The following is a 25844-nucleotide window of genomic DNA, read 5'->3' as shown; positions in this document are numbered from 1 at the left end:
GTAAAATAAAAAAGGAAGGATATTATTGTCCTTCCTCTTCCTTATTTTTGGCTGAAGGCTATTTTCACACCGATTAAAGTAAAAATAGATCCTTGGATGATATTCATTTTTCTTGACACGGATGGGCTTTTACGAAGGAATTCTCCGATTTTACCGGCAAACACACTGATAAGTGTAAATAGAATTAAGGCCTGGATCAGAAAAATAAAGCCATAAACGATCATCTGCATGATAATACTGCCGTCCGTATGATCGATAAACTGGGGAAAAAGGGCGAGAAAAAAGAGAGAAACCTTTGGGTTTAACATATTCATAATAATACCTCTTTTATAAAGCGCTTTATAGCCTAAGGAATCATTCCCGCCGAGAGAAAAATCGGATCCTGAAGCGCGGAAAGATTTATAAGCCAAATACAGCAAGTAAGCAGCCCCTGCATACTTTACCAGGGCGAACGCAACAGAAGATTGATACACAAGAGCTGAAATGCCAGCGGCCGCTGCTGTAATATGGACAAGAAGCCCCGTGCAAAGCCCAAAGGCAGTAGCAATTCCTGCTTTTTTTCCCTTTACGATGCTTTGTGCCAAAACAAATAAATTATCCGGTCCTGGCATAAGCGTAAGCAGGATAGCTGTACCTAGAAAAGAAATAACTGTTAATAAAGACACTTTTTAAAATCCTTTCTTTTATTCGTTTTTTCCTTTTTATTCTAGCATAAGATTAAAATGAGGGACGAATCTTCCTGCTGCTTTTTATGAGACTCCTAACAATTTTCATTCTCTTTTAAGTACATACGCTAAGAACAAAGTAAAAACAAGCCCGCTTCCTACCGGCGGGCTTGTTTTCATTTCAATTCGAAGCCAATTTTCTGCAATGCTTTCTCCAAATCTTTTTCAAATACCATTTCTTTTAATTCTGCATTCATTTGAACGGCTTTCATAGCTAAGTCAGGACGCAAGCCGGTTACTGTGCAGTCTACACCTACCAGCTTTAAAACTGTGGAGATTTTTAAAAGCGACGCTACAACTGTATGATTTATATGCAAAATGCCGGACAAGTCCACAATGAGACGCTCAAGCTCTAATTCACGGCTTTCAAAAAGCGCTTTTTCGATAATGCTTTCTGCACGCTGTTCGTCGATGTCACCTACAACAGGCAAAATCGCAATGCCTTTTGCGACCTTTACAACCGGTGCCGATATGGTAAATAACTGCTTGTTCGTGTAATCAAGCTCTAATACGTACGATAAAAGAGCAGACATCGTCTCAAACATCTTAATTTGTTTTTCTGTAAATGTTTGCTGTTCTGTATCGAGGCCGCAAATCGTTCCGTAGTTTTTTCCGTCTTTATAATTAATTGGAATCGCAATAAACGTTCCGCCGCCAAGTTTCTCTGTAACGTCCATGTTTTTTGTTTCTTTATGCTGTTTCACGTCTGGAATGACAAGAACCTGTTCGCCATGTTCCACACTTAAGCTGCAGTATGCTTCGGGGAATGGGCGTTCATCCCCTTCATTCACAAGCTTTTCACTTTTGTTTAATACCTTTACCATGCGGTTCGTTTTGCCATCGTTGCGGGCAATAAATAACGTGTTTACGTGGATGAATTCCGCCATGATTTGAAGAACCCGGACCGCTGCTTCTTCAAAATCTTGAAAACGAATATCCAGGGATGGATTTAATCTTTCTGTCATTTCAATATCCTCGCTTCTATTAGCTAACATCTTTCTTATGTATATTACTACGAAAGCCAATCAATCAAAAAAATGAATCTGCTTTTCAGGAGTAAAAGTAAGAGGGGGATGCTGGAGGCAGCATGCTCAAACAAATATAGCATACCCTGTTAAAAGTAATTTGAAACCAATTGCAGCCTGCATCGTGAAAGAAACAGGGACCAATCGGCTGTATTCCCTGATTGATAGACACGCAGCCCGCTTATATATGTGTATCTACAAAAAAAAGCGGCTGCTAATTGCAGTCCGCTTTCAAGAGATTTTGAATACGCCGCTTTTTTTATTAGTTTATGAATTTCTTATTGAATGTTTCGGGCACCTGCTCCTCTAGATTGTTTTTTAGCTTTTATTTTCTGCTTTCAGCCTTCTAAATATCTTTCTTTATCTATTTCTAAGAACAGAGCCCTGATTACTTCGGGATGCAAATAGGTGTATGGCCGCGATTGACGATTTAAATAGCTCACTTATACCAATGGCCTTTCCTTCTTATAATGCTGCTAATTGTGTGGAGACCCCGCCTTCTGCCAGATGGAAATTTTTAAAAGAAAAGATGGTTTTTAAAAGAAATTTTCTTTATCATTTGAATTACTTAAATGTATTCAAAAATTGCCAAAATAGAGAGGCAGGTTGTCAATATGTCATTTTTTAAAACAGTAGGACAGCTCTTGCAAAATCATAGTGCTGAGATAGCGGTAGAAATTAACAAAGCCTTGAATAGCGAATATCATTCATTGCTTGATGAAGGCGGCCTTTCAAATGATACGATGACTCAACGGCGGGCACACTTAATTGAATTGATTGGAACTGCTATTTTAAATCAGCATGATCCCGGTGTAGCAGAGGAAATAGCGGATTGGACCAGGGAAACGGCTCTAGCAGCTGTTGAGCAAGGAATACAGGTAGAAGAGCTCACCCGCTCCCTTCGTTCTTATAAAAAAACTATCTGGAATTACCTTCAAAATAAAATCGACATCGATCAAACAGAAGCTTCTGTCGTGATCCAAGTCCATTACTTAATAGAGGATATTATTGATCAAGTCCTTCTTGTTTACAATGCTAGCTATATCAGTTTCTACGAACAGAGGATAGCCTCTGCCAAAAAAGCATTTAACGAAGTTTCTTTTCCTGTAGTAGCTCTATCAGATAAAGTAGCGATTCTCCCTTTAATCGGCGAACTGGATGAAGAAAGAGCCAGCATCATATTAGAAAATGTACTGCCTAAATGCAAAGACTTAAAAATTGATGAGCTGATTTTAGACTTATCAGGGGTTCCTCGTATCGATACAATATCGGCTAATACGTTATTTCAGTTAAAAGACTCTCTTGCAATCATCGGTATTTCTTTGACCTTCACTGGCATAAAACCTGAACTGGCTGTACCTATGGTCAACTTGGGGATTCCGATTAACAAGCTTCATATAAAAGGCACTTTAAAAAATGCGATTGCTACGTCCAAAGTGCTGTAAGCATCATCCCTTTTGCCGGCTGCAGCGCTTGCAGTATGTATCACACAGAACCAACCTTCAAAGATTTGTCCGCCATTCCATAAGGCAAGCGGCCAAAATGCCGGCTTGCCTTATGCTGTTGTCTCATCGCAAAACTAAATGTCCTGACAACTTGCAAATGACTGTTCAATACAGCTGCTCTCTTCTTCGCTTCCTCCAGCCATAACACCGAAATCATAACGAATGTTTTTAAAGCGAGGCCGCCCCTTTTTTGATACTTGTCACTCTTCTTGTGCTTTTTGTATGTGTATGGTGAGAAATATAGTTTTTCCCTAAACAAACCTTTATTTGTGTATAGGTCTATAAAATGTTATGTCAATAAGATGTGAAAATCACTTCAAATATATTCCTTCTTTAAGGTTATTTTCCCTAGATGATATATTAGAAAATACAGGATTTTCGGCTCAATTTTCCCACTTTTTGAAACCGCTATCCTTCAGAATGACTGCGTTTTCACCTCATATTTATCAACGCTTCTAAATCCAAAATCATATTTCACTTTGGCGTCACTGCCTTAATTGACAACTTATTTTAATGTTCGCTAAGCTAGTTTAGCCTTCAGGAAAAAGCAGGCACACAACTCGTTGCGAAAAGTCAGGCGGTAAAAAATCTATTGAAAATGAGAGTGAGACTATGAAAAAATTCACGAAAATCACTGCAGGCGCCCTTGCAGCTTCACTATTAGGGGGATCTTTAGCGCTGCCAGGACATTTAGCATTTGCTGACTCAGCAAAAAGTGCGAATGTACAAAAAGAAACATCATCAACCGGAAAAGCTCTTAGCTGGGATAAGAGTTCTTTAGTCTTCACCGGACAAAATGATACGCCAGATTCTATCTCTGCTGTAATAGAGAATGGCCAGGATTCCCGTGATATGGAAGGTACCGTAACGTATGAAGTATACTGGGCGCCAAATGGCAACCCTAAAAACGGTGAAGTGGTGTACACAGGAACGGTAGATGATTTAGCTTCTGGTGAATCACAAACATTAACATACATACCGAGCGAAGAAGGAAATTACATATTTAAAGCGTATCAGCGTCCAAACCATCCTGGTAAGGGAGAGTTATGGAGTGAGGCCCTTTCTGTAACAGAAGCGAATGAAAATTATACTATTTTGGAGCCTGAACAGCCGTATAATGAATTTTTTAACACTCATGTAGATAAAGGAACGGTTACATTTACGGTACCTGAAGGAATGAAACCGGTAGAACTTAGCTTTACAAGCTATCGTAAAATTGGTGACGGCAATCAAACCAGCTATGATAACCAAACCGGTCTGTATGGTCCGGGCACTTATACTGTCCAAGTTGACCTGCCGTATGGCGACTGGCAGACAGATCTTTATTTAGGACCTGTCATTGAAAATATCACAGAAGCCGGGCATCCGTTAGATAAATTTATTGATTCAGATTTTGGTTCAAACGAATACAATTATACGAATTATGGTTCCTATACGTATCAGTGAAATCCCTAACGTGGGATCCGGTGCAGGGTAATGTTTATACTTGCTCTGCTTGATACATATAATCGAGCAAAAAAGAACCTGTTTTGAATAGTATCAAAACAGGTTCTCTTCATTTTCACCACTCTAACAAGCGGAAAGTGTTTCATCACTTCCTCGTTGTTAGGAAGATGGAGCTGCTGTTACAGAGTGAAGCTCAAAATCATCAAAAGCTGCCCATCCTCCTGCCGGACTATCTGAAAACACCCCAATCTCAATTTGTCCATTGGTCACTTTAATGTTGTCGATCATCATCTTTTTCCAGGTGTCAACGGCGACGGTTCCAGCCTCCTGAAACAAATCAGAGCCTCCATATTTCTTTACTTCCAGGCGGACGGCATTCCCGCTGCTCTTGCGAATCCAAAAAGAAGCCCGGTAAGTACCGTTCGGAACCTTTACGGTTTGGTATGTTGTCTGTTTGTATTCATGATAAAGCCAATGGGTTAGTTTGTATGAGCCGCGCGGATTGTCTGTATCCACTTTTTGTGCACTCAATTGGCCATCAGGGTTCCATCCGGACCAATTTTCCAGGCTGCCCTGCTCAAAATCGCCGTTTTCTGATAGATGGTCAACAAAATCAGCAGAACTGCGTTTCGAGAATTGGAAAGAGTTGAGATGGACGCCTCCTTTTAATACGACATACAAATGTTGAATGCCCTTGGCCCCTTTGATTTCAGCCGTCTTGGTTTTCCATGACGAGGAACTGCCTGTATGGGTCATGTTCAGGCTGCCAAGAAGGGCACCAGACGGGCTTCCACTGCGAAATTCAATTCTGGCACTTTGTGCAGCGGCTGCCCTCACCTCAACGCTGTTTATTCCGGTTCCAAATTCCACATTATCAAAACGCATATAAGCGTTAGACTCTAAAGGAGTGACGCTTTTCCCACCGCCGGCATCATGGGTAATCTGGCTCTTCACTCTATACATTCGTGTGTAATCTTCTGCTTCTATTTTGCTGTAGGGGCTGGTAAAGGTTGCTCCTGCTTGAGTACCTGACCATACAAAAGTGGAAACTGCACCAGCAGGCAGCGTATACGTAAACGATTTAGAACCCCAGCGAATCTTGAATTCCCGGCTTTCTTTTGAGGAATTTAGCGCAATCAACACTTTTGAGCCATCTAGATTTTTAAATGCTACATTTTCAATGCTGCCGCTGCCAAATGTATTCGAATCAATGCGGTAAGCTCCAGGCTTTACAAATTTACTCGCATGTCCGAACGCGTAGTATTCTACGTTGTATGTTACCCCTCCGGTTTTCTTGTCAATCGTCACCATACCCCGGCAGTCTGTACATCCTCCATTCGTCGGTCCATGTGTCTCATCCAGTGCCACATTCCATTTTAAGACGGTCTTGGCCCAGTTGCGGGTAGCACCAATGATCAAGTTTTGCATATCCCACTTTAAATTGCCTCCGAAATCACGGGCCCATTCTCCGCCAGAGCTTTCGGTAAAGTAAATGCTTTTATCAGGATGAGCGTCATGTACATACTGCTGATTTTGTACGTCCCCTGCATAACCATGAAAAGCGGAACCGGCAATGTATTTCTTTGCGGCCGGGTCATTCAATATTTCAATAGGATAGTTGTATTCATCCCAGTTATGATCCCAGACAAGAATTTTTGCTTTCACACCTGCCCGTCCAAAAGCCGGCCCTAAATAGTTTTTAATAAAAGATGCCTGTTCGAAAGACTCCATGCGCATACTCGGGTAGCCTTCAGCTTCGTAATGCGGTTCATTTTGTACAGTGACCGCATCTACTGATACCCCTTCTGCTTTGTAAGCCTGAACATACTTAATGAAATACTGGGCGTAGGCTTGATAAGCATCTTTCTTCAGTCTTCCTTTCATGATTGATTCATTTGTTTTCATCCAGGCGGGCGGGCTCCATGGCGTACCCATTATCTTTAAGGCAGGATTAATTTTTTTAGCATTTTTCAGAGTTGGAATAATATAGCCCTGGTCATGTTTAATTGAAAAATAAGCCAGTTTCGGATCAGCCTGTCCAGCTGGCCTGTCATTATAAGTGTAATCGCTTAATGAAAAGTCTGAAGCGCCCATAGGAACGCGCAGATAACTAAGCCCAATGCCTGTTTTATGATTAAAAAGGCTTTCTATTAGTTTGTTTCTTTCCACAGGCGCTAGTGCATGGTGAATTAACCAGGCGGAAGAATCCGTCATCGAGGCACCAAATCCATCCATCTGCTGGTATTTTTTTTGCTCATTTACATGGATAGTCGTTTCTGAAAGCACATCTTTGTCTGTAAAGTTTATGCTTGGCTGCTGCTGAAGCAGCTTGGTTTGATCAGGCGTCGTCACCCATACTTGGACGGGTGGCACTTTTACTTCTGCATGAGCCATTTGACTGGTCATTCCGCTCAAGAAAGAGAAGTTCATAAAGAGAATCCCTGTTAAAGTGATTTTTTTTAAATTTACTTTTCATTAGAAGTTAACTCCCGCCTCACTTAATAGTCATTGTCATAACCGAAAAACATTTGCGTCAATAGTGCTTGATAGAGTAGCAAATATGTTGTTTGGATGTTTTCACCCCTTCTACTTTCTTGTACCACCTGTTACATTTAAATGGTAAAAGCTATATGAAAGCATCCTTCTTCTCTTATATCGTCGGTTAATACAAAATAAGCACTGGCGTACAGATGAAAAGTAAAAAATACATATTTTATACAAAAAATAAAATGTGAAAAATATCTTCTGTCGTTTACCTATGACAAAAAATTTTTTGTAGTTTTACATCCTCCTGTGTTGTTGAGTAATAGTATTCAAAAAAAGAGCTGGAGTAATCAGCAGTTGTTTTCGTGCAGCGGTCTGATTGACTGCTTATACCCGATTGTTTTAATCAATAGCATCAGCAAATCCTAAAAAGATAAAGATAACGTTATTTTTTATGAATTTTAAATTGATTTCTTTTATAAAGAAATGGCACAATGAATGGAAGGTAAAGAAGCACGGATGAATAGCATCGAAAAAGGAATAAAAGGTGATAATAAACAAAAATGTTATAAATAAATCTAAAAAGGTCTAACTGGAGAGGTGGTTTATCACAATGAAGTTTTTTGAAGCGACGGGTCAGCTATTAAGAGGTCATCAAATAGAAATATCAATAGAAATCAGCCGGAAATTAGATCAACGATATACTTCTTTTCTTAATGAGAGCGGGCTTGCCGACGATGCGATTACCAAATGGAGAGCCCAGTTAATTCATTTTATCGGAACAGCCATTTTAGACCAGAATGACGCTTCTGTCACTGATTCTGTAGCTGACTGGGCTGTACAAACAGCTGAAGGAGCCGTTCACCACGGAGTAGGAATCGATGAGTTAATGCTTACGGTCCGCTGTTACCGAGGAGTCATTTGGGATTATATCGAGAAAGAAATAGACATTGAGGCTATGAACCCTTTCTCGGTGTTAAAAGTAAACCGGATTATTGATGCCATTTTGGATCAAACCACGCAAATCTTTAGTGTTTCTTACGTGGAGTATAATACCAAAGCGATAAGAGCTGCACAAACAGCATTTAATGAAGTGTCTTTTCCAGTTGTCGCACTTTCAGATCAAGTGGCTGTTCTTCCCTTAATTGGTGAGTTAAGTGAAGAAAGAGCCAGCATTTTATTAGAAAATGTGCTGCCTAAATGTAAAGATTTAAAAATCAATGACCTTATTTTAGATTTATCTGGAGTCCCTCAGGTAGATACAATGAGTACAGATAAACTGTTTCAGCTGAAACAGTCGCTCGGCTTGATTGGTATTAATTTGATCTTTACAGGTATAAAACCCAGCCTTGCTCTGCCGATGGTTAATTTAGGAGTCCCTCTTGACCAGCTTAACGTAAAAGGAACGCTGAAAAATGCTATTTCGGCTTATAAATTAATGCAACAATGATCTTCTTCCTCCCACCCGTTTGGCCTGAAGCACTAATATAATGCAATGAAACAGAATCATTCATTATAATGGATGATTCATTTTAAAACCCGGCTCTTGAAGCCGGGTTTCTTTTTTTAAGAACGTTCCCTCCTGCCTTTTAATGTGTTTTATTACACCTGCCCCAAAATAAATTTCATGAAAATGGCCTATAATGTGCCTGGCAGATAAGTAGTACAAAAGACGAATTTTTACTTTTATTAGTTATTTATGTAGGAAAATCCATCACTATTGTTAAATAGATTAATATAAAGAGCTAAGCAGGAAATAAATTTTGTAAATTATTTACTAATAAGGAGGGCTGTTTCTCGGACTATTCCATAAAACTGTCAGTGAAAAATGCGAACAAAGGAGAGCTATATATGAGACATCTAAAAAGAAGTGCCTTCGCTACATTGAGTTTTTTTATGATGATCACCCCTGCTACTGCAGCTGTTCCAGGTGTAGATGATTCGATGAAAAAAGGAGCCACAGAAGGAATTGTATCTGTCTCTCACCCATTAGCCGCTGAAGTCGGCAAAGAAATTTTAGAACAAGGCGGGAATGCTGTAGATGCGGCAGCGGCTATTCAGCTGTCACTGAATGTTGTAGAACCAATGATGTCAGGGATTGGCGGCGGCGGCTTTATGATGGTATACAACAAAGCAGAAAATAACATTACCATGATCGACAGCCGGGAAATGGCTCCAGCAAATGTAACACCTAAACTTTTCCTAGACCAAAACGGACAGCCTGTGCCTTTTCAAGAACGTCATACAACCGGTAAAGCAGTAGCGGTTCCGGGAACATTAAAAGGGCTTGAAATGGCTCTTGAAGAGTATGGAACGATGGAATTGTCTGAAGTCATTGACCCAGCTATTGACCAGGCGGAAAACGGGATTAAAGTAAACTGGTCGATGGCGCAGTATATTGATGAAAATGCAGAGAAACTGCAAAAATATGAAACGGCAGCGGATGTGTTTGTGCCGAATGGAAAGCCGCTAAAAGAAGGACAAACCCTTGTTCAGCGGGATCTGGCTAAAACCTTTAAACTGATCGAGCAGCAAGGGACGAATGCTTTTTACGGCGGTGAAATTGGAGAAGCGATTGTACAAGAAGTGCAGAAAACCGGCGGAACGATGACAACTGAAGATTTGGCGCAGTATGTTGCAAAAGAGCGGGAACCCGTGCAGGCAAATTACCGGGGATATGATGTGGTCAGTGCTGCTCCTCCAAGCTCAGGCGGTTTAACTGTTCTCCAAATTCTAAAGTTAATGGAAGGCTATGATGTTCAAAAAATGGGTGTGAATTCCCCTGCCTACCTTCATCATTTGATTGAAGCCATGCATCTCGCTTATGCAGATCGTGCTGCTTATATGGCAGATGAAGATTTTTATGATGTTCCATCAGAAGGACTTTTAAATGAGCAATATGTTGAAGAAAGAAGAAAGCTGATCAACCCGTTGAAAGCAACAGCTGTAGTCAAAGAAGGCGATCCTTGGAAGTATGAAAATAAAGAACCCGCTGCTGAGGCGACGGTAAAAGAAACAAATCCAACCGGGCAGACTACTCATTTTTCGGTTATGGACAAATGGGGAAATATGGTTTCATATACCACAACGATTGAACAGGTATTTGGATCAGGCATCATGGTTCCAGGCTATGGATTTATGCTGAATAATGAAATGACAGACTTTGATGCAGCTCCAGGCGGCGTGAACGAGGTAGAACCCGGCAAACGGCCAAGAAGCAGTATGTCCCCTACTCTTGTGTTAAAAGACGGACAGCCATTTATGGCCCTTGGATCCCCCGGCGGACCAACTATTATTGTGTCAGTGGCTGAAACGATCATGAATGTCATTGATCACCAGATGCCGATTCAAGAAGCCATTTTAACGCCTCGCATTTACTCAGCAGGCTATCCAACGGTACGATGGGAATCGGGAATCAGTCAAAATACAAGATTGGAATTAATGGCGAAAGGACACGTTTTTGAGGAACAGCCTGAAAATATCGGCAACGTACAAGCCGTGATCTTTGATTACGAAAATGGCCAAATGTATGGCGGAGCAGACAATACAAGAGAAGGAACGGTTCTAGGGGTGGATGCTATCTCCTACACATCTAAACAGCCAAAAGAGATAAAAGAAGAGAAAAAAGGGCCGTTTACCCTTAAAGTGAATGGCACGGTTTATCCGTACACAGCTGATCAAATGAAGCTGCTCAATGGTACGCCTTATATTCAATCAGATAAGCTGCTGCTTGGCTTAGGTGCGATTGACTCTTCCGATTTAAATGCATACAAACCGCATAAGCGCTCTTACTTGCCGGTTTTAAAAGTGGCACAATCACTTGGGTATGAAGTCACTTGGAACGAGGAAACAAAAGAAGTACTTCTCCAAAAAGATTTATCTGACGTTGATAATCCAAATGATGATGAAGATGACGAGGTTATTACCCACTAAAGATTTCATTTTATGGAATATCAGATTGATCTTTACAAATCCAAATTATGACCCCTGTCTTTTTTTAAGTCGACAGGGGTATTTTTTATGTTGATTATACGAAAATGGATAGAGATTTTTGCTTTCTCGTTTGATTGCTTTTATTTGAATTTTTCACATATTGTAATTTGCTAAAATGTCATTTAAAAAAGAAAAACCCTTGTTAACTAATCATTGATAACAAAGGGTTTTGAGTGTATTTTTTATTCTGCTTTATAAGACTTTTGATTCTCTATCTTACCTTTCACTGCATTATCCTTCTTCCTCAGTAAGCCTGCTGTTTTGTTGGCAATAATCGTTATGATAAAAGACAAAATTAATGCAGCAGCCATCGCAATAATTAAACCAGCCATGTTATTGGTTAACAGCGGCGCTGTAAAAGTCGGTACATAAGCTGTTCCACGGACATTAAACATACCGACCAAGGCGCCCCCTGCCCCTGCTGAAAGAATCGCTCCTGCAAACACGGCTTTATTGGAAAACATAAAAGGATACGCGGCTTCTACAAAGGTGCCAAATCCCATATTGATCAAAAATCCTGGAGTTGCGGCCGCTGCTTCTCCCTTGTCCCTTGGAGCAATCACATTCGCTAAATTAATTCCAGCAGATACCATAACAAGTCCTACCATATCAACAGCCCCTAAAAAGCTTGAACCTGTTTTTTCCATTTCCAGTAAAACAATAGGCAGAATAACAGCATGATAAATACCGCCTAAAATAGCTGGCCAGATCAATAGACCCGCCACCACTCCTGCAAGAATTGGATTGAAATTGATCGCCAACTCGATAGCAGCTTTGAATCCGTCACCGATCTGTAAAGCGAGCGGAGCAAGCAGATAGTACACCATTAACCCGGCAATCAATCCTGAAAATCCTCCGGCGACAATATTGACGGTCGTCATTGGAAAGCGCCATTGAATACATTTGTTAAAAAGAAACTGAACGAGTATACCAGCTAAAATACCGCCAATAATTCCTCCGATAATGCCGCCATTTACAGATAAAATCCCTGCAATTACACCGGAAACAATGGATACTTCATCTAAATCAGAAACTTGTTTAGCTGCTATCACTGCCACCACTACAGGAAGTGCCTGAATCATCACATCGAATACTTCCTTCATGCCAGAGAGACCCGGAATCTGGCTCAAGGCCAACACAATAGCCATTGCAATAAAACCGGGCAGGGCCGAAACCATGATTCCGCGAATATTAATCCTTTTAAATACATTTCCCTGCTGAGCGGAATGGTTCTTACTGGATGCACCAATAATAGGCTGGTATTTTATCCCCCATATCTTACATAAGGAAGTAATAAAAGAAATAGCCCGCGTCCGGCTTGTTGTTCCGGTAGTTCCCGACTGTGCTATAATGTTGGCTCCTTTTGAACCGATCATAGCCATGGATGTACCGCCTGTACCGACAATAGGCAGCTTCATTTCAACAGCGGCTTCAATGGCCTGTTTGTTCGTTCTCTCCGGATCCGCACTCATTAAAATTAATCCATCTATATGCCCATTTCGAATTTTTCGGGCAATATCTTTATCCAGCTCCACCGCTGCCTTGTTGGCTTCTGCAAGAAGTCCATGGAACATCTCATCTGGCTGTCCGTACTTATCTAAGGTAAATACTGTTGCTTTAGTCGTCTCTTTAACAGAATCCATTGATTCGGCCGCAGCGATAAATTGAACAGCAGAAATGGTCAACCCTGCTGCATCACTTTGTGTAATAATCTCCTGCAGCAGCTTTTCGGGGTCCTTCCCGCCTAAATTGTATAGATTCCCGCCGCTGCTTCCTATAATAGCAATCTTCTTCATAACGCACTCCCTCCATACTTCACTGAGCAAAAATCTACTTTCCTTTAAAAATACAAACTGATGAAAAAAAGAATAAAAATACATAAATATGTTTATTTATTTAATATAACACTCTTTTTCTGAAAAATTAAAAGAATTTTTAATTCTTTTCTCAATCCATTTCCTTATGTTTATACATTACATGCTCAGTAGCTGGATAGGTGTGGTTAATACTCTCTTTTGTTCCCCTTTTTCACAAAATCCCAATCAACCTCTACATTTTTTCTGACCCTTTGGAGAAGGTCAAAAAGGACCTCAGCTTCCTCCTCTGAAAACCCAGACAAAGCTACTTTATTAGAGTGATCCCCCTCTCTTTTCAAAAAGGGATAAAGCTTTTTTCCTTTTTTTGTTGGATGCAGCTTCTTGATTTTTTTGTTTTGATCATCGTCTTTTTTCTCAATAAAACCTTGAATTTCTAATTTTTTGATTGCACGCGCTGCTGTGGTGCGGTCTACTTTGATCATTTCCGCCACTTTTTCCTGGATAATGCCCGGATTTTCACAGATTCGAATAAGGTATAAATACTGCCCTTTCGTAAGGTCAAACTCTTTAAATTCAATATTGCTGATCGAATCGAGCGCTCTTGCAATCATGCCGATTTCCCGAAGAATTTCCCCCATAGTTAAACTCCTTTATGAAAATTTGTTGTATTTGCAACAAAAATACATTATAGTTGGTATTATTACAAGTCATATATGTATTATGACTAAACCATTTTGATAAATCTAGGAAAGGACTGAAGAAAAATGAATGCAATAAAAATAACATCAGACAGTGAATTAAAAAAAGCTTTTTCCATTAGGAAAGAAGTGTTTGTTGAAGAACAAGGAGTACCTTTAAAAGACGAGTTTGATGAATTTGATACTCTAGAGGGACCCGCTCTGCATATCTTGGTTTACTATCAGGATAAAGCTGTTGGAACGGGGCGGATAAGATGGATGGACGGCGTCGGTAAGCTGGAGAGAATTTGTATACTAAAACCGTACCGTCAATTTGGCCTCGGAAAAGTAATCATAAGAGCGTTAGAGACGATCGCTAAGGAACAGGAAACATCTCAGGTAAAACTGCATGGCCAGACACAGGCAGAAGGTTTTTATAAGAAACTCGGCTATTATGCTGCGTCAGATGTTTTTATGGAAGATGGTATTCCCCATCTTTTAATGAAAAAAGAATTATTTGCTGAATTACTATGAGGCGTCTGAGAATGGCGAAATATACGTATTACACAACGGGAATCGTTACTCTCACGCTTGGTGTTACGTTTACGATACAATCGAACCTTGGCGTGTCTCCTTTTGATGCTCTGCTAGTCGGTCTAGCCGCCAATTTAGGGTTGACGGTAGGAAGCTGGGAAGTAATCATTGCTTTTATCCTAATTGGCTGCAATTCGATGTTAAAAAAGCAGAAGCCAGAGTTTTCCGGCTTGTTAACGGCCTTGGTTACAGGAATCAGCATTGATGTATGGCTTTTTTTACTGGATGCTTTCGTTACACCAGAGTTATGGGTTACCAAACTTTTATGTTTTAGCATAGGGCTTTTAACAATAGGAATGGGCACCGCCATTTATTTATGTGCCGATTTTGCTCCTATCCCTGTTGATCGCTTTATGCTTATTATCCGGGAATTAACCAAAATGAACATAGGGCTTACGAAAACAATCATTTATATTCTTTTCCTCTCTTTATCTCTTTTGTTTCAAGGACCTGTTGGTGTTGGAACGATACTGGCTGTTTGTTTAGGAGGTCCTATTCTTCATTACTGTATGGCTTTGACAGACTTTAAGCTAAAACCGCCTTCTTCTAAACAGGCAGGCATTTAAATGAGAAATAAAGAGAGTACTTTATGCGTTTAAAAAGAGCCTCATCGGCTCTTTTTTACACTGCAGAATGTTGCTAATTCGCCATATTTTTCCCTCTTTGCGGTGAACTTTTATCCAAAAAATAAAAGTCGCCTTACGGAACAATTGAATTCCATAAGGCTTCTCTCTTATGCGTACAAAACGCTATTTATCCTTGTGCTTCAAAATCCTTAATTTTCGCATCTGGGCTTAACACTTTCTCTGGCTGAAATTCCGCTAATGGCTCCCCTTCTTTGACTTTTTTGACCCAGTCATGATTCGAAAGCGCTCCTTTACCGAGCGAAACAACATCCGCTTCTCCTTTTTCAACAATACTGACAGCAAGTTCCGGCTTTTCTAAATGCCCATTTGCAATAACAGGCTGTTTTCCATATTTTTTAGCCAGGGCAGCTAAAGAAGGACCGCCGTCACCAAAAGCAGAATCCGCAGCCGTGGTTCCTTCTCCTTCCGGAAATGCCGGCTGCCACGCTTCATATTCTGTCACATGAATGAAGTCTAATGGTGCATTCCCCAATTGGCCGAAAATGATTTCAGCTTCTTTTTCTTTTTCCGCCCATTTATGTTCATAATCATTCACTTTCCCTTGCGAGATCCGGATGCCTACCGTAAAATTTTCTCCAACCGCTTCACGGACAGCATTGGATACCTCAACAAGCAGGCGCACTCGGTTTTCAATCGAGCCGCCGTACTCATCTGTACGCTGGTTCGTGTAGTCCGTTAAAAATTGATCCAGGATATAGCCGTTGGCTCCGTGAATTTCGACTCCATCAAATCCAGCTGTTTTTGCCCTTACTGCCGCTTCTGTGAACCCTTTAATAACGTCTTGAATATCCTCTTTTGAGGCTTCTTTTGGTTTCGGAAATGAGCCGCTTCCTCCATAGAACTCCATTTGTTCCCCTTTAGGCTGGACTGAAGAAGGACCAATTGAGTCTTCCATAAAACGATTTCCTTGAGAAAGCGCACCTGCATGCATCAGCTGGGCAAAGATTTTGGCACCGGCCTGGTGAACAGAGTCGACTACTTTCTTCCAGGCTGTTGTTTGCTCTTCATCTGTGATGCCAGGCTGATTCGAATAACCTTGGCTGTATTTTTGATCCGGGTAAATCCCCTCTGTAATAATGAGGCCGAAACCGCCATGGGCAAAAGATGTATAGTAAGAAGCCATTTGGCCAGTCGCAAGCCCTTCAGGTGTTGCACTTGTGCGTGTCATAGGCGCCACGCTTACCCGGTTTTCCAATTCTGTACTTCCCAGGTTTACTTTTTGAAATAATATGTTTGTATCAGGCACTGTCAAAACTCCTTCCTGTATTTGCACTACCTATTATGTTCAATCCATTCTTAAACTTTCACTTTTCGTTTTAGATAACATCTTTTAAAACACCTATGTCCCCTTTTTCCCATTTCACTATCAACTAAACAAAACCTGATTGATCCCTTGGAGCAGCTGGTCGCTTCTTTTCAACCTGGACTGTTGTATGATTCGTTGCTCATTAAGTTAGCCAGCAAGTCAAAAAGAAGAAATTGGCATAAGAATTAAAAGGGGTAGATTTTGATGATGAAAACATTCGGGAAAAAAAAGCGGTTTGTATACTTTAAAGAGGGGTAGCTGTTAAATAAAGACATAAACTACAGCAAGAAACCAAGGTGAGTGTTCAATGTTCGGATTATCCGACTTACTATCGTTAGTCGTTTCAGCTTTTATTATTTTGCCAGCGGTCATACTATTACGTGAGTTAGGGTACCTCATTGTTAGTGTCCTCTTTGGGGTCCAAAATCCAAGAATTACAATCGGTTCAGGCCCTCGATTATTTAAGATCGGACTATTTGACGTCAGAAAATATTATCATCTGTACAGCTGGTTTTCTTATGACTCCTTAAACAAAGAAAATAGATGGGTTTATGTTTGTGTATACGCAGGCCCCATTTTAATAAACATCGTTGCTGCCTTAACCGTTAATTCGCTTTTAGCAAATGGCTATTGGCAAACATATGCCACATTTTGGGACCGGTTTATTTTTTATGCTTTTTATTATGTGTTATTTGACGTGGTGCCGATGAAGACGGTCAATGGGAAGCCAAACAACGGTTATATTATTTACGAAATGGTTCGTTATGGCAGGAGAATGGATTATAACCAGGAACCGCTTATTCCTGCTACAAAGGAGGTAGAAGAACAATACCAACAAAAGATGAAAAAAATTGAAGAAATAAAAAAAGAGGAGCAGCAGGATCATAGAGCGAAGTAAACAGTGCAGAGTGAGCAGCGGATTTTAAGGATCAGAATAAACATAAATAAATACTTTGGAAAGGACTGGCTGCTTATTATATTTGCCTGAATAAGTGTAGGGCTCATCCAGGCTTTTTCTTTATTCTCTGTTTCAAATTGAATAATCTTCCGGATCCTGACCGGTGTATTGGCTTGCCGGATGAAATTGCTCACTATTGTTTTGTGAATTTGTATCCACGTAGAGCAGCATGCCGCCGGTGATAACATCTGTATAATGTTTTTCTGCTTCTTCCTCACACATTCCTGTAGACAGCCCTATACGAAGCAAAGCGTCACGGACAGGCTTTTCCCCTAATAGGAATGCGGCAAAGCGATCCCGCCAGGATTGAAGGCCGGCTGATTCTACATTGATACCCATCTGCCCTTTTGTCATCAAGATCTCTTCTTTATCCTTTACGATAATGTACATATCCTCTTCCTTATAGCCTTCTTCTTTTAAAGCATTGATTTTCCACAACAAATCGTCTTCGTCATAATACACATATATAAATTTTTTTTCTTCCATCAGCCATATTCTCCTTAAACTTAAAATAAGGATGCCTTTAGAAAAGGCATCCTTATTTTGAACCGATCTTAAGTTGAACATACAAAAAGCTTTTCTCATCATGTCCCGCAGAAAGTGCGGTAAGGGCGTAAAGTCGGCTCCGGAAGGCACGCATATTCCGCCTGTTCCGGGGAATGAGTATATGGCTGAGAAAGAGCCTTCACCAGCTTTTCCATCACACTGTAATCGCCCTGCCCCGCCGCTTCTAAGGCGGCTTCTACCCGGTGATTCCGCGGGATCACAGCCGGATTATTGTTACGCATTACTTGCTGCGAAGCCTCTTTAGATTCCGGCTGTCTGTCCAGTCTCTCGTGCCAGCGTTTTTGCCATTCGGTAAATTCTGGTGCTTTAAACAGAGCCGTATCTTCCCGCTCATCAGATGTTAGGGCACGGAACGTATTCGTATAGTCTGCACGATGTTTATGCATCAGGCTGAGAAGTTCTTCAATAAGCGCTTCATCCCCTGCTTCTTCGTTTAGGATGCCTAGTTTGGCTCTCATTCCTGCGAGCCAGTTCGAGCGGTAAATCTCTGGATAATCCGTTAGTTCTTTTTGAGCGAGGTTGACGGCTTCATCCTGATCTTGATGCAGAAGCGGCAGCAGCGTTTCAGCGAATCGTGCCAGGTTCCAGCCACCGATCGGCGGCTGATTTTTATACGCATAACGGCCATGAATGTCAATAGAGCTGAAGACGGTCTCTGGATCATATACGTCCATAAAAGCGCAAGGGCCATAATCAATGGTTTCTCCACTGATGGTCATATTGTCGGTATTCATAACTCCATGAATAAAACCAACCAGCTGCCATTTGGCTATTAAAGCAGCCTGCCGCTTAATTAATTCACGAAGCAGTGAAAGATATCGGTCTTCATTTGCCTCGATATGTGGATAATGACGCGCAATGGTGTAATCAGCCAGGCTGCGCAAGTCTTCCCCGGAACCCCATTGAGCCGCAAATTCAAAAGTGCCAACACGCAGGTGGCTCGCCGCTACACGGGTCATGACCGCACCTGTTAGTCCGGTTTCGCGGTTAACGGTTTCACCTGTTGTTACAACAGACAGGCTGCGGGTAGTCGGAATTCCGAGCGCATACATTGCTTCGCTGATAATATATTCACGCAGCATCGGACCAAGTGCTGCCCGGCCGTCGCCTCCGCGTGAATAAGGTGTTCGGCCTGAACCTTTAAGCTGAATGTCAAAACGGTCACCAGTAGGTGTAATCTGCTCGCCAACAAGTAATGCACGGCCATCCCCCAGCATGGTGAAGTGCCCAAATTGATGACCTGCGTATGCCTGCGCAATTTTTGCACCGCCTTCAGGGACCCGATTACCGGCTAACACTTCCACCGCTTCTGCTTTCCGAAGCCCCTGTGCATCCAGTCCAAGAGAGGCAGCCAGTGAATCATTCAAAACGACAAGCTTCGGCGAGCGTACAGGATTTACATCAATAGTCGAAAAAAATACTTTTGGCAGACGGGTAAAACTGTTATCAAAGTTCCAGCCTGTTTGGGTTGGTTTGTTTTCCTTTATCATCGTATCCCCTTTTCTTTATTGTGTCTTTTAGTATGTGGGTTTCCTTTTTCGCTCCATTTAAACAATGCATTTTATTTTATCATGTTACAAGCATGATTAATGTTTGCTCTAATCATTTTCTTATACCCTTTCCAGCCGTTGATCAAGCTTTTAAATGGTATGATGAATGGCGGTTTGGAATAAAAGCTGATTTTATAATTCTTTTGTTGGCTAATTGTTTTTTGGATTTTATTTGAATTTTGCACAAAGTGTATTATTAAAAAACGCGATAGGAACATTATTTTGAAAACGAAAATTGTATCAAGCGAACAACACAATAAAAAAGCCAATTTTTACGGAAATTGGCTTACCACTTATACTTAGGTTAATTTTTGATATTGTTTCCCCTCAATGCCTGTTCCATAACCGTAAGTGAATGTTCATGTTTCTAATTTACTTACTTTAAATATCAATGAATAACTTGCCTAGAATGGTATATGATGACATAACTGATAGCCATTTTTTACATGACATTTAAAAAACTAAAACCATACATGGAAGCAACTACAAATACAATAGTCCATAATGCTAAACTGACAGCCATCCAGCCTACTACTGTGGACTTGGAAGAGCCGAATGTCAGAGCCAGGATTGCAGCAATATCGGTTCCAACAAGGATAGGTGCCAGCAGAGCTAAGCCTGGGATGCCATACTTATCCCATATTTCCCTTGACCGGGTTTCTCTTTTGGTAGGGCTCGTTATCCCTTTCTTTTGCCTTCTTGCTGTTCTCCACTCTGCAATTTGCTTAAAAAATAGGCCAAGCAGGACAATTAACAGGAAATTCCCTATAAAAGCTGTTAAACCAACTCCCACAGGTGATAGCCCCCATAAAACACCTAGTGGCACAATGATGGATACATCCATCCATGGTGCTGCCCCCAGCAAAAACAAAACAACATACTGCCATATAGCATTTGCTTCTTGAGCCCACTCTAACATCGCCATTCAGCTCCTTAGCAATTCAGTTAAAAATGATTTAGCTTCCGGATCGTTAACCAATATACCAAATACTGTCCTAATCCAAGAACACCTATAGCCAGTAAGGGAGCAATGGGCCACTTAAAAAACACAAAACAAAATAAAGCTGCTGCCGGCAATGCGTAAGTGTAATAGATATACACATTACGGCAGGCCTTGAACGTTACCCATTGCTGTCCTTCATCCATTTCTCGAAATTCCGGCGGGATTACTCCCCAGGAATGAATCCGATTTTGAGGATTTTTGCGGTTATTCAGCCGAATCAAAAAAATCCAGAGAAATAAAAAACAGGTAAATCCTAAAAAGCTGTATCTCGCTAATTCCTGCTGTACAGAATCAGGGCCTGACAACGACAAAATCAGAAATGTCATAATTAAAACTAACAAGGCCATAGGGACAAACGGCGAACGCAGAATGTTTGGAAGCACGAAGTTACATCTCCTTTAAATAAAAGATTTCTTCAACCGGTACGTTAAATGCTTTAGAGATTTTCAAAGCTAAAATCACTGAAGGTGCATAATCTCCTTTTTCGATCAGCCCAATGGTCTGGCGGGTAGCTCCGATTGCATCGGCCAAGTCTTGCTGTGTCCATTTAAAACGTGCACGAAGTTCACGTACTCGGTTTTCTAACATCCTCATATTCCTTCCATCACTATTTTGTTTTATTGTAAATGATATACAACATTATGTAAATGATCATTTGCATTTTGTCATATATCATTGCTTTTTATACAAAAAAAGAACCAACAAAATCAATTTGTCGGTTCTTTTTGTTCATTTATATTCTTTCAGGACTTTGAACGAAATCAATGGATGTGATTCCGTATTGTTCAAATGCTTCCAAGGCCTGTACTCTGCTCGCTTGCAAAGAATCATAATCTCTGTTTCCGCAATGGGTACAGTGGCCATATGGCACGTTGTGAATAAACAATGTTCGTCCTTTATAGTAAAGGCAGGCAATGTCCAGAGACGGCAACAAAACTCCATGATGACAATAATTACAACTCGCTAACACCTTTTGCTACCCCCATATAATAATCTCTGTATTCTAACTACTATATCATCTCTGGTTTGATCTGAAAACAACATTTTTAAAACTGGTTTTCTCATAGAAAATGAAAGAAGCATCGATACAAGTTATTCATTTGCATCGGAAAAGATGCCTGCCGAAAAATGACCGATTGAACGGAACATTAAACGGAGCCATCCTGCTTTTTCTATTTCTTCTGCCGTAACAAGATTAACCGTTTGAGTCTGGGCACCTTCTACCCCGTTAATGCGGTACGTGTAGGTAGCCGTTCCTGCTTTGACCCCTTCTTTAACGGGAGCAGTTAAAGCTTCTTTTGAAAAGTCTATTTCTGCAACCAATTTGGGCGACTTTACGCCTTTTGGCACCACAAAATTTATCGTTTGGTCAGGCACAACCGAAACTTCTACTTCTTTTCCATCCAGTACTGGCGCTTTTTCTTCCTGCGCTGAACTTTTAGCGGCTACGACTTGTTTGACTTCAAAATGATCGAATCCATAATCGAGCACTTTTTTCGTTTCGGTAAAGCGGCTGCCCATTGTTTCTGCGCCCATTACCACACTGATCAGGCGCATACCGTCGCGTTCCGCTGTTCCTGCAAAACAGTAGCCGGCATTGGTGGTGTAACCTGTTTTTAATCCATCCAGCCCTTCATAAGCATATTTCTTCAGCTCTGGATCATTTTTGTTGGCTTCAAGCATCCAGTCTGAATTAACGAGAGGCTCCGCATCAGTCTCGCGGAATTGATAGGTTTGAAGAGACGTAAAATCGCTGAATTCCGGCTGGTCCTGAATAATATGCTGGACAAGCTTTGCTACATCCATTGCTGACATTTTTGTTTCTTTTTCTTCAGCCGGACGGAATGCAGCTGACATATCGGAACGGTCCAGCCCTGTCGCATTGATATATTGGGTTTTCGTCATTCCCATCCGTTTCGCTTCTTCGTTCATCAGCTTGACGAACTCGGCTTCCGAGCCGGCTGCAAATTCAGCAAGGGCAACCGCTGCATCATTCGCAGAATGCAGGGCCATCGCTGTGTACAGCTCTTTTACGGTGTGCTGTTCACCTTCGGTCAGGTGCACACTGGCACCAATTGTTTGATCGGCATTTGTTTTCACCGTTACGGTATCATTCCAGCTTATTTCGCCTTTTTTTATTTTGTCCATCACAATATACTCAGTCATCATTTTCGTCATGCTGGCCGGCGCATAAGCTGTATCAGCGTTTACCGACAAAAGGACTTTTCCCGTTGTCGGCTCCATAAGCACAGCTGATTTAAGATGCAGATTCAGCGAATCAGCAGAGGGAACGCTGTCTGCTTTTGCAGAAGCTACAGCGGTACCGCTGGTTCCTTCAGCTGCCACAGCGGAAATTTCGACAGGAGAGGAAAACGGAGTTACTGGCAGAATCAGCATACTTGTAATGAGTGTACTAGCTGTTATTTTTTTGAAGACAGCTTTTTCATTTTTTATGAATTTCATAGAGAAGCAACGACATTTTTCCAAAAAATAGACCTTCTTTCTTATTATCAACACATAAACAGTGAACGATTTTTCACACCGTTTTCTATTTTAAAATAGGAAGTGAAAATAGAAAAGAAAGAACCTATTCATTTTTTTAGAAACTTAAAAAGAATTTGTTTTTGAATTTTGCACAAAGTGAAATTTATTTTTCATTACTTTAACCCTGTCTTTTAAACTACGGGCAAATAGAAAAGTGCAAACCCTTTGATGGTTTGCACTTTTTACAAATATTTTATTTATACTACTTCAACCGGCAGGCTGTGTTTCCAAAATACACTCGACATCGCTACTTTTGCTTCTTCCTCGTCCGGTCCGTGAATTTCTAGTTTAAATGATTTTGAATTTAAAATACTGTATGTCAGGCCGAGAATACTTTTAGCATCGATTGTTTGGTTATCTGTCATAATCACAATACTTGATTTGAATTTGCTCGCTGTCTGGTTAATTTCTACAACAACCTGTGCTCTTGATTTGTCTAGTAACATGTAAGATCATCCTTTTGAAAGTGTAGTCTGTTTTCAAGCATACCCGCGGCTGCTTTATGTACAATATCATCCAATGGCTGAAATTTGAATAATAGATCATACTTTGTATTGGTACAAATTAGTATAACACGATTCACTTTTAATGGTATACGAATCAGGACTGAATGGGTGACAATCTGATGAATTTTTGATTTCTTTCTATATCTGTTGAAATCCATTTTTTATCCAGCAGGAAATAGCAATCATGTTAAACACCCCGCTTGTTTTGCTCAAGCGGGGTGTTTTTAGCAGCAGCATGCTTCATTTGTTGTATAAATTCAATTTCCTTTTTCTTTTTCAAGTAAGGAGAATTGAAGAAATTTAGCTAAACCATCACGACTCGTTACATTCTAGTATAACACTTACAAATTATTCGAATAATTTGTCCAGCATGTCTTTCAAGGAAGTATTCTTTGAATCCGTCGCTGGAGTATTCTGTTTTTTCAGCTCTTCTAATGCCTTTGCCTGGCTTTTCTTAAAATCTTCTTTTAGTTTTTTGTTATTACGTTTTTGGCGAGAATCTTTCACCAGATTTTGGAGAGATTTCTCGTTCATTTTACGCAATTGTTCAACCAGGTCTTTACCTTTCGTATCCATACCTTCTCCCCTCTCTCTAAACTGGCTTATCTATTAAAGAACATCTAGTTTCACAACGATTGCTACAAGAATTTGCAGCAGTGCCTGGATGTTCACAGCCAAGTCTGTGTCAGTTGTCGTCACTTTTACATGCTTAGAGCCTTCAACAACTGTTTTCTGCTTATTTTTTTGCTTTGTTTTAATGAATTGTTTAAGGTCTTGAAGCACAGATTTGCTTTGATCTGAATCGCCAACTGTGATGCTTAGGACAACAGCAATCGCTGCCTGGATACCCAGCTGAAGGGACACGGCTACTTGTGTGTCTGTTGTCTGTACATCTACATCCTCGGAATCTTTTACGATAATCCATTCAAACGATTTTTGCTCGTTTGATACGAATTGGTCGCCTTCCTGCAAAACGTCTGCACCGTTTTTACCATTGTTGTCATCACAGTGATCCAGCGCTCTCCATTTTTTCTCACTCATGTTTTTCACCTCTTTCATTTTTACTAAACTCTCATTACAGCACATCTAGTTTTACAACTAGAGCAACAAGCAATTGTAGAAGCGCCTGGATGTTCACAGCCAGGTCTGTGTCCGTTGTTGTGATTGTGACATCTTTTGAGTTTTTAACAAAGATCTTCTGCTTGTTCGTCTGCTCCGAATCAAACTGCTGGAACAGCTCCTGAGCGACCGACTGACCTTCATCTGAATCGCCAATTGTGATGCTGACAACGAGCGCAATAGCCAGTTGCAAGCCTACTTGGAGAGATACAGCTGCCTGTGTATCAGTCGTGCGCACCTCAACGTTGCAAGAGTCTTTAATCCATACGAGTTCGTCAGACTCTTGTTCCATCACTGATTTTTGAAAGCCGTCCTGTACAACTTCTACGTCGTCATTCCGCTCTCTCTCTTCTTGCCCTCTGTCTTCACGCGACTTGCGTTTTTGCTTTTTATCCTCGTTTTCTTCTCTTTGACTTCTTGACATATTATCAACCCTCCTTTTTCATGTTATACAGTACTGTATGATCCAATCGTTCGCGAGGTAGCGGCATATGTAACTAGTTCTAAAAAAATAAAAAAGCGCCCTATACAGTCGCTTTTAAAAGATAAATTATGAAGGATACCCTTTAATAAACCGCTCTTATAGTCGTTTAACCAGCTTTTTAAAACAAAAAAACCCTTCTTAAAAACCATTAAAATTCTTTTATTTTAAAGTGAAAATCTAATCTTTTAATTTAGGCATCTAACAAAGTTTTAGTTGTATGACAAGTATACAACCTGTTATAATAAATCTATCTTACATAAGTTGGAGGAAATCATTCATGGCAAATGTAACGTTTAAAGAAAACCCTATTACACTAACTGGAAATGAAGTAAAAGCAGGTGATCAAGCACCTGATTTTACTGTATTGGCAAATGATCTTTCTGAGATTTCCCTGGCTGATACAAGCGGCAAGGTACGGATTATAAGCGTAGTACCATCTATTGATACAGGCGTTTGTGATGCTCAAACACGCCGGTTTAATGAAGAAGCGGCAAACCTGGCGAACGTTGAGGTGCTGACCATTTCAGCTGACCTTCCATTTGCCCAGAGCAGATGGTGCGCAGCGGCTGGTCTTGAAAATGTTAAAACTTTGTCAGACCACCGTGATTTCTCTTTCGCTCAAAACTATGGTGTTGGCATTGAGGAACTTCGTCTGCTGACACGTTCTGTTTTCGTATTGGATTCAAATGATAAAGTTATTTATGTAGAATATGTTCCTGAAGCGACCAATCATCCGAACTACGAAGCAGCCATCGAGGTAGCAAAATCTGCCAATTAGTGGTACAAGAAAACCGGCTTGGGCAAATGCCCAAGCCGATTTTTCGTTTTAACTAAATCTTTATTTTAAAATCAGTACTTTTTTGTATAAAGCTCAGCAACCTTTGCATCAGTACA

25 protein-coding genes are annotated in these 25844 nt (G+C 40.7%); 8 read left to right on the top strand and 17 right to left on the bottom strand.

Features of this window, described 5'->3' with window-relative positions; all coding sequences use genetic code 11:
* Positions 1-41 precede the first annotated feature (41 nt).
* Positions 42-665, bottom strand: coding sequence for a LysE family translocator (locus tag RG959_RS11890; RefSeq protein ID WP_342797294.1), 624 nt, complete (start codon positions 663-665; stop codon positions 42-44).
* Positions 666-841: 176 nt separating this feature from the next.
* Complete coding sequence (locus tag RG959_RS11885; protein ID WP_342797293.1) at positions 842-1690, bottom strand: STAS domain-containing protein; 849 nt, start codon at positions 1688-1690, stop codon at positions 842-844.
* 674 nt (positions 1691-2364) lie between these two features.
* On the opposite strand from RG959_RS11885, the gene RG959_RS11880 reads away from it, so the two are divergent.
* Together RG959_RS11880 and RG959_RS11875 are read left to right on the top strand one after the other, a co-directional pair.
* Positions 2365-3195 (top strand): STAS domain-containing protein, encoded by an 831-nt coding sequence (locus tag RG959_RS11880; RefSeq protein ID WP_342797292.1) that lies wholly within the window; start codon positions 2365-2367, stop codon positions 3193-3195.
* Between the two features lie 672 nt (positions 3196-3867).
* Positions 3868-4701 (top strand): hypothetical protein, encoded by an 834-nt coding sequence (locus tag RG959_RS11875; RefSeq protein ID WP_342797291.1) that lies wholly within the window; start codon positions 3868-3870, stop codon positions 4699-4701.
* Between the two features lie 159 nt (positions 4702-4860).
* Here the strand turns inward: RG959_RS11875 and RG959_RS11870 are convergent, their stop codons facing one another.
* Positions 4861-7131, bottom strand: a complete 2271-nt coding sequence (locus RG959_RS11870) for a carbohydrate-binding protein (protein ID WP_342797290.1) — start codon at positions 7129-7131, stop codon at positions 4861-4863.
* Between the two features lie 667 nt (positions 7132-7798).
* Here RG959_RS11870 and RG959_RS11865 point away from each other — a divergent pair.
* On the top strand, positions 7799-8635 hold the full coding sequence (locus RG959_RS11865) for an STAS domain-containing protein (protein WP_342797289.1): 837 nt from the start codon (positions 7799-7801) through the stop codon (positions 8633-8635).
* Positions 8636-9036: 401 nt separating this feature from the next.
* On the top strand, positions 9037-11118 hold the full coding sequence (ggt, locus tag RG959_RS11860; protein ID WP_483298880.1) for a gamma-glutamyltransferase: 2082 nt from the start codon (positions 9037-9039) through the stop codon (positions 11116-11118).
* Positions 11119-11360: 242 nt separating this feature from the next.
* Here the strand turns inward: ggt and RG959_RS11855 are convergent, their stop codons facing one another.
* The gene (locus RG959_RS11855; RefSeq protein ID WP_342797288.1) at positions 11361-12974 is read right to left on the bottom strand and encodes a PTS sugar transporter; all 1614 of its coding nucleotides are present in this window, start codon (positions 12972-12974) and stop codon (positions 11361-11363) included.
* Positions 12975-13180: 206 nt separating this feature from the next.
* The gene (locus RG959_RS11850; RefSeq protein WP_342797287.1) at positions 13181-13633 is read right to left on the bottom strand and encodes a MarR family winged helix-turn-helix transcriptional regulator; all 453 of its coding nucleotides are present in this window, start codon (positions 13631-13633) and stop codon (positions 13181-13183) included.
* Between the two features lie 126 nt (positions 13634-13759).
* On the opposite strand from RG959_RS11850, the gene RG959_RS11845 reads away from it, so the two are divergent.
* Together RG959_RS11845 and RG959_RS11840 are read left to right on the top strand one after the other, a co-directional pair.
* Positions 13760-14206, top strand: a complete 447-nt coding sequence (locus tag RG959_RS11845; RefSeq protein ID WP_342797286.1) for a GNAT family N-acetyltransferase — start codon at positions 13760-13762, stop codon at positions 14204-14206.
* Positions 14207-14217: 11 nt separating this feature from the next.
* Positions 14218-14832: a YczE/YyaS/YitT family protein gene (locus RG959_RS11840; RefSeq protein WP_342797285.1), complete on the top strand. Its 615-nt coding sequence runs from the start codon at positions 14218-14220 to the stop codon at positions 14830-14832.
* Between the two features lie 187 nt (positions 14833-15019).
* Here the strand turns inward: RG959_RS11840 and RG959_RS11835 are convergent, their stop codons facing one another.
* The gene (locus tag RG959_RS11835) at positions 15020-16159 is read right to left on the bottom strand and encodes an oxidoreductase (RefSeq protein WP_342797284.1); all 1140 of its coding nucleotides are present in this window, start codon (positions 16157-16159) and stop codon (positions 15020-15022) included.
* 367 nt (positions 16160-16526) lie between these two features.
* Between RG959_RS11835 and RG959_RS11830 the strand changes: the two genes are divergently transcribed.
* Positions 16527-17117, top strand: coding sequence for a zinc metalloprotease (locus tag RG959_RS11830; protein ID WP_342797283.1), 591 nt, complete (start codon positions 16527-16529; stop codon positions 17115-17117).
* A gap of 132 nt (positions 17118-17249) precedes the next feature.
* On the opposite strand, the gene RG959_RS11825 is transcribed toward RG959_RS11830, so the two are convergent.
* The 11 genes from RG959_RS11825 to RG959_RS11780 form a co-directional block, all read right to left on the bottom strand.
* Positions 17250-17663, bottom strand: coding sequence for a YflT domain-containing protein (locus RG959_RS11825; RefSeq protein ID WP_342797282.1), 414 nt, complete (start codon positions 17661-17663; stop codon positions 17250-17252).
* A gap of 98 nt (positions 17664-17761) precedes the next feature.
* Entirely contained in the window at positions 17762-19234 is a 1473-nt protein-coding gene (locus tag RG959_RS11820; RefSeq protein ID WP_342797281.1) for a protein adenylyltransferase SelO, read from the bottom strand.
* 502 nt (positions 19235-19736) lie between these two features.
* Positions 19737-20213, bottom strand: coding sequence for a small multi-drug export protein (locus tag RG959_RS11815; protein WP_342797280.1), 477 nt, complete (start codon positions 20211-20213; stop codon positions 19737-19739).
* Between the two features lie 26 nt (positions 20214-20239).
* A complete protein-coding gene (locus RG959_RS11810; protein WP_251272720.1) occupies positions 20240-20680 on the bottom strand; it encodes a hypothetical protein in 441 nt (146 codons plus the stop codon).
* A 4-nt stretch (positions 20681-20684) separates the two neighbouring features.
* On the bottom strand, positions 20685-20885 hold the full coding sequence (locus RG959_RS11805) for a helix-turn-helix transcriptional regulator (RefSeq protein WP_251272719.1): 201 nt from the start codon (positions 20883-20885) through the stop codon (positions 20685-20687).
* 145 nt (positions 20886-21030) lie between these two features.
* Positions 21031-21267 (bottom strand): YgiT-type zinc finger protein, encoded by a 237-nt coding sequence (locus tag RG959_RS25155; protein ID WP_369335180.1) that lies wholly within the window; start codon positions 21265-21267, stop codon positions 21031-21033.
* Positions 21268-21389: 122 nt separating this feature from the next.
* A complete protein-coding gene (locus RG959_RS11800; RefSeq protein ID WP_483298883.1) occupies positions 21390-22760 on the bottom strand; it encodes a D-alanyl-D-alanine carboxypeptidase family protein in 1371 nt (456 codons plus the stop codon).
* 278 nt (positions 22761-23038) lie between these two features.
* Positions 23039-23287, bottom strand: a complete 249-nt coding sequence (locus RG959_RS11795) for an HPr family phosphocarrier protein (protein ID WP_242235609.1) — start codon at positions 23285-23287, stop codon at positions 23039-23041.
* Positions 23288-23695: 408 nt separating this feature from the next.
* Entirely contained in the window at positions 23696-23923 is a 228-nt protein-coding gene (locus RG959_RS11790; RefSeq protein ID WP_342797278.1) for a hypothetical protein, read from the bottom strand.
* A 33-nt stretch (positions 23924-23956) separates the two neighbouring features.
* The gene (locus RG959_RS11785; RefSeq protein ID WP_342797277.1) at positions 23957-24388 is read right to left on the bottom strand and encodes a spore coat protein; all 432 of its coding nucleotides are present in this window, start codon (positions 24386-24388) and stop codon (positions 23957-23959) included.
* Between the two features lie 34 nt (positions 24389-24422).
* Positions 24423-24890 carry a spore coat protein gene (locus RG959_RS11780; RefSeq protein WP_342797276.1) on the bottom strand — a complete coding sequence of 156 codons (468 nt, stop codon included), beginning with the start codon at positions 24888-24890 and terminating at the stop codon, positions 24423-24425.
* 337 nt (positions 24891-25227) lie between these two features.
* Between RG959_RS11780 and tpx the strand changes: the two genes are divergently transcribed.
* A complete protein-coding gene (gene tpx / locus RG959_RS11775) occupies positions 25228-25728 on the top strand; it encodes a thiol peroxidase (RefSeq protein WP_342797275.1) in 501 nt (166 codons plus the stop codon).
* Positions 25729-25844: the final 116 nt, after the last annotated feature.

This window comes from Domibacillus sp. 8LH (assembly GCF_038806185.1).
GTDB lineage: Bacteria > Bacillota > Bacilli > Bacillales > Domibacillaceae > Domibacillus > Domibacillus indicus_A.
Note: the sequence above shows the minus strand (reverse complement) of the source record. Positions and strands in the feature narration are given on the sequence as shown.